The following is a 2,613-nucleotide window of genomic DNA, read 5'->3' on the forward strand; positions in this document are numbered from 1 at the left end:
AGCCCAGCAATGACCTCGGACGGTAGAGCGATCGAAATCCTGCTCGTCGAGGACGATCCGGGAGACGAGCTCATCACCCGGGAAGCGTTCGAGCACAACAAGCTCAAGAACAACCTGAACGTGGCGCACGACGGGGAAGAGGGTCTGGACTACCTCTACAGGCGCGGCCCGTTCAAGGACGCCGTGCGGCCCGATCTCGTCCTGCTCGATCTGAACCTCCCGAAATACGACGGCCGCCAGTTGTTGGAGCAGGTCAAGTCCGATCCTGACCTCGCGCGCATCCCGGTCGTCGTACTCACGACCTCCTCGGCGGAGGAGGACATCCTGCGCAGCTACCAGTTGCATGCCAACGCCTACGTCACCAAGCCGGTCGACCTCGATCAGTTCATCAACGCGGTTCGGCAGATCGACGAGTTCTTCATCCAGGTGGTGCGCCTGCCGGGTCTCTGAGAGTGCCACTGCTCATGACGCGGAGTCCGGTGCAGCAAGGAACTCGTCGTTGTGCGCGCCGACCGCCGGCGGGGGCTCGGCGGTCGTGGCGCCGAAGCTGGAGTAGCGGGCCGGGGTGCGCACCACCGTGACGGTGTCTTCGCCGCTGCCGACCCGCAGTGCGAGCTCGTTCTCCGCGAACAGCGGGGTGTCCACGACCTGTTTCCAGGTGTGGGGGTGGCAGGCCATCAGGCCGCCCTTCTGAAGCAACCCGACCCATTCGGCCGCTGTCCTGGCGGCAAGTGCCGCTTCGAGTTCCTCGGTCAACTCGGGATAGTGCAGGGCCCGCGCCCGCTGGTCGATGAACCGTTCGTCCTCGCGCAGGTCGGGCCGGCCGATGAGCTCGCACAGCTTGGCCCAGTGCTTGGGTACGTATGCGCTGATCACCAGGTATCCGTCGGCGGCCCGGAACGCGTCCGATGGCTGGGTCGCGAAGCCAACACCCTTGCGCCGCTTGGGTTTCGGCGACGAATCTGCGGGCCTGGCGCTCGGCGTGTTCAGGTGGACCGTGAGCTGGCCGGCCTGCAGGCCGGCCGCGACGTCATACATGGCGACCCGCACGACGTCGGCCACACCGTGACGTTCGCGGTGCAGCAGCGCGGCCAGTACCGCCTGGGCCAGCACGTGCCCGCTGGCGGCGTCGACGAGCTGGAACGGGATGATCTGCGGTTTGCCGGTGGGCGTGGGCATCCCGGTGGTCATGCCCGACTCGGCGGCGACGATGAGGTCAACCCCCGGCCGGGCGCTGTGCGGGCCGTTGCCGCCGTAGGCCGAAAGCCGGGCGTAGACGAGTCTGGGGTTGCGCGAACGCAACTCGTCGGGCCCCAGGCCCATGCGTTCCATCACGCCGGGGCGAAACCCCTCCAGCACGACGTCGGCGGTCTCGGCCAGGCGCAGCACCTGCTGCCTGCCCTCGTCGGTGGCCAGGTCCAGCGCCACCGACTTCTTGCCGCGGTTGTGCGGCAGGAACAGTGTGGCCAGCGGCGGCCGCCCGGGCAGCACTGCGGTGATGTGGCGAGCCGCCTCACCGGCGGGCGCCTCGATCTTGACGACCTCAGCGCCCAGGTCCGCCAGCACCTGCCCGGCCAGCGGGCCGGCGATGTTCTGGGTGAAATCGAGCACCCGGAAGCCGTCGAGGGGCTTGGGGGTGTCGCTGTCCGGCATGGGGCGTGCCTTCCTTCAGGCTGCTTTCCGCAACACGGCGGTGCAGTAGTAGTTGCGGGCGAACGGCGCCTTGTCGCTGTCCTCGGCGTCGTCGGTCGGCTGCAGCGGCAGCCCGTGCTCGCTCAGCAACCGGTTCAGCGGCGTACGCACCGGCTGCCAGCCGCGGTCCTCGAGATAGGCCGCCGCGTCGTTGCGCTCGCCGGGGAAGCCCAGGTCGTCGAGCGCAACGACCAGGCCGTGCTCCTGCCAGCGCGCGGCGGCGGCGTTCAGCGCCTGCGCGTTGACGCCCGAGTTCAGGAACACCTCGGCGACCAGCCGACTGCCGTCGGCGCTGAGGTCGGTGATGTTGTCCAGCAACCGATCCTGCGCATCGGGCGGCAGGAACCCCAGCAGGCCCTCGGCCGCCCAGGCCACTGGTGCGCCGGTGTCGAAACCGGCCGCCTGCAGGGCGGCCGGCCAGTCGTGACGCAGGTCGATCGGGACGGGCCGCATCTCGGCGGTGGGGTTGGCGCCCAGTTGCGCGATGGTGACGCTCTTGAAGTCGAGCACCTGGGGCTGGTCGATCTCGAACACCGTGGTGCCCGCCGCCCACGGCAGCCGGTAGGCGCGCGCGTCGAGGCCCGACGCCAGCAGGACCACCTGGCGCACCCTCGCGGCCGCCGCTTCGGCGAAGAAGGTGTCGATGTAGCGGGTGCGCGCCGCCAGCATGTCGGTCATGCGCTGCATGCCCCACGCCGCGCCCGGAATGTCGACGTCGGCGGAGTCCAGTTCGCCGGCGGCCCAGCGGGTGAAGAAGTCCACGCCGACCGCCCGCACCAGCGGCTCGGCGAACGGGTCATCGATCAGCTTGTCGCGGGTTGCTCGGGCCCGTCCCGCCGCGACCATGGTGGCGGTGGCTCCCACGCTGGTCGCCAGGTCCCACGTGTCGTTCTCGGTACGCGCCATTCGTCACAACCCTTC

Annotated in this window: 3 protein-coding genes; 1 reads left to right on the top strand and 2 read right to left on the bottom strand. The window is 69.5% G+C overall.

Annotated elements, in window-relative coordinates:
* Positions 1-9 precede the first annotated feature (9 nt).
* A complete protein-coding gene (locus ACOJVU_RS16980; protein ID WP_421530834.1) occupies positions 10-450 on the top strand; it encodes a response regulator in 441 nt (146 codons plus the stop codon).
* A 12-nt stretch (positions 451-462) separates the two neighbouring features.
* On the opposite strand, the gene ACOJVU_RS16985 is transcribed toward ACOJVU_RS16980, so the two are convergent.
* Together ACOJVU_RS16985 and ACOJVU_RS16990 are read right to left on the bottom strand one after the other, a co-directional pair.
* The gene (locus tag ACOJVU_RS16985; protein ID WP_421530832.1) at positions 463-1,653 is read right to left on the bottom strand and encodes a CoA transferase; all 1,191 of its coding nucleotides are present in this window, start codon (positions 1,651-1,653) and stop codon (positions 463-465) included.
* 15 nt (positions 1,654-1,668) lie between these two features.
* A complete protein-coding gene (locus ACOJVU_RS16990; RefSeq protein WP_421530833.1) occupies positions 1,669-2,598 on the bottom strand; it encodes a class I SAM-dependent methyltransferase in 930 nt (309 codons plus the stop codon).
* Positions 2,599-2,613: the final 15 nt, after the last annotated feature.

This window comes from Mycobacterium sp. THU-M104 (genome assembly GCF_049197365.1).
Classification (GTDB): Bacteria; Actinomycetota; Actinomycetes; order Mycobacteriales; family Mycobacteriaceae; genus Mycobacterium.

Bases quoted from the DNA above. Each gene is read 5' to 3' on its own strand.
- ACOJVU_RS16980 (WP_421530834.1), top strand. From the start codon at position 10: ATGACCTCGGACGGTAGAGCGATCGAAATCCTGCTCGTCGAGGACGAT.
- ACOJVU_RS16985 (WP_421530832.1), bottom strand. From the start codon at position 1,653: ATGCCGGACAGCGACACCCCCAAGCCCCTCGACGGCTTCCGGGTGCTC.
- ACOJVU_RS16990 (WP_421530833.1), bottom strand. From the start codon at position 2,598: ATGGCGCGTACCGAGAACGACACGTGGGACCTGGCGACCAGCGTGGGA.